This window comes from Bacillus sp. DHT2, from assembly GCF_026241455.1.
GTDB lineage: Bacteria > Bacillota > Bacilli > Bacillales > Bacillaceae_G > Bacillus_A > Bacillus_A pseudomycoides.
In genome coordinates, this window is sequence record NZ_JAPHWH010000056.1 from 1 (window position 1) to 1,972 (window position 1,972).

A 1,972-nucleotide genomic window follows, 5' to 3' on the forward strand; every position below is an offset into this window, starting at 1 on the left:
GGCGTGTCCAGATAAGGACACATTATCTAGTTGGTGAAAGTCCAATCGGGAGAATAGACTCCACTCCCGTAGCCTGAGAGGCACCATGAAGTGAAAGCGACATGGCGAAGCCCTCTGACATCACATGCAAAAGGCATGTGGGCAAATCTCCAGGTTGTAACGTACAGTGAACGTAGACGTAGCCTCGTTACACGCAATTCCGGTGGCTGAGACGGTCGATAACGTGCGAAAGCAGCAAGAACTGATCGAAACGAGTCTGGAACGGCAGTTCTCACCGGCGGGGTATCAGCGGCGACATGGAGAGAAAGATAATGTGGAAACTGGAGAAGCCCTCGACACCCGATGAAGAAACCTCATCGAGGAGACCGTCTCTATAACCGCGATCGGGAAGTGAGAACGGTAGGTGTCAGGGTGGCGGAACGGATCGTAGTACCAGAGATCTGCGTGCAGCAAAACGCGCGGGGAGGGAAGGGTCCGAACCTGTAAATATTTCGTACGACCAAAGGAGGCAAGGGTGCCATGACAAAAACACCTATTACTTTGCAGGAACTAAGGCGGCGAATCTATCAAAAGGCGAAGTCTGAACCTACGCATCGGTTTTGGGGACTATTTTCCCACATTACCAAACTAACAACCCTCCATGAAGCATATCAGCATGCGAGGAAAAACGGCGGTGCCCCAGGTATCGACGGTCAAAGTTTCGCTGATATAGAAATAGAGGGAGTTATACCGTTTTTAAAGAACATCCAAGCAGAACTGCAGGCTGGAACATATCAACCACAAGCTAATCGTAAAGTAGAAATCCCAAAAGCAAACGGCAAAATGCGGACACTGCAAATCCCATGTATACGGGACCGTGTGGTCCAAGGAGCGCTAAAACTCATATTGGAAGCTATCTTTGAGTCTGATTTTTGCCCAAATTCCTACGGATTCCGACCAAAACGCTCCCCGCATCAAGCGCTGGCAGAAGTGCGACGCAGTGTGCTGCGTCGTATGACCACAGTCATTGATGTTGATTTGTCACGTTACTTTGATACAATCCGGCATAACATTCTACTGAGGAAAATCGCAAATCGTGTCCAAGACCACCAAGTTATGCGCCTAGTAAAACAGGTGGTAAAAGCCGCAGGGAAGATTGGAGTCCCGCAAGGGGGACCGTTCTCCCCACTAGCGGCAAACATCTACTTGAATGAGGTAGATTGGACATTTGATGCCATTCGGCGTAAAACGACGGAAGGAAACTATGAAGCTGTGAACTATCACCGATTTGCCGATGATATGGTTATCACCGTAAGTGGGCACTCCAGTAAACGGGGGTGGGCTGAACTGGCACTGCGACGACTGCAGGAACAATTGGAGCCTTTGGGAGTTGAACTGAATCTTGAGAAAACTCGGATGGTCGATGTCTTACAGGGAGAGTCTTTTGCCTTTTTGGGATTTGATTTCAGGCGAGTACTGAACCGAAATAAGACCCGATACTTCATATGCATGACCCCAAAGAAGAAAGCCCGTACGGCAGTGAAAGCAAGGATCCGCGAACTCATTCAAAACGCAGGAGCCAAACCAGCACAAGACTTAGTAAAACAAATCAATGCCGTACTAACAGGATGGGTGAACTACTTTCGAGTTGGAAACTCCAGCGGAGCATTTAGCGAAGTGCGTGACTATACGGAGATGAAAATCCGTACACTGCTGACAAGAAGGAAACGGCGACGAAAGCGTAGTATCGGATGGCAGAGATGGAGTAATGAATATCTCTATGGTGTACTGGGGCTCTACTGGGACTGGAAAGTCCATTCCCTTAAAAGCGCAGAGGGATACCGATGAAAGTGTCTGCGATTTGATAGGTCTCATAACCCTTTTGATGAAGTTTATGGGGTGAGCTGCTTGAGGGAAAACCTCACGAGCAGTTCTTATGGGGAGGGGTTGGAAACGGGTCATAACTGATACCGCGCCAGTTCTTTACCCGACA

1 protein-coding gene is annotated in these 1,972 nt (G+C 48.8%); it reads left to right on the forward strand.

Annotated elements, in window-relative coordinates; translation table 11 throughout:
* Positions 1-519 precede the first annotated feature (519 nt).
* A complete protein-coding gene (ltrA, locus tag ORL93_RS30720; protein WP_265960338.1) occupies positions 520-1,827 on the forward strand; it encodes a group II intron reverse transcriptase/maturase in 1,308 nt (435 codons plus the stop codon).
* Positions 1,828-1,972 lie beyond the last annotated feature (145 nt).

Coding starts and splice junctions, on each gene's coding strand:
- ltrA (WP_265960338.1), top strand. CDS start 520: ATGACAAAAACACCTATTACTTTGCAGGAACTAAGGCGGCGAATCTAT.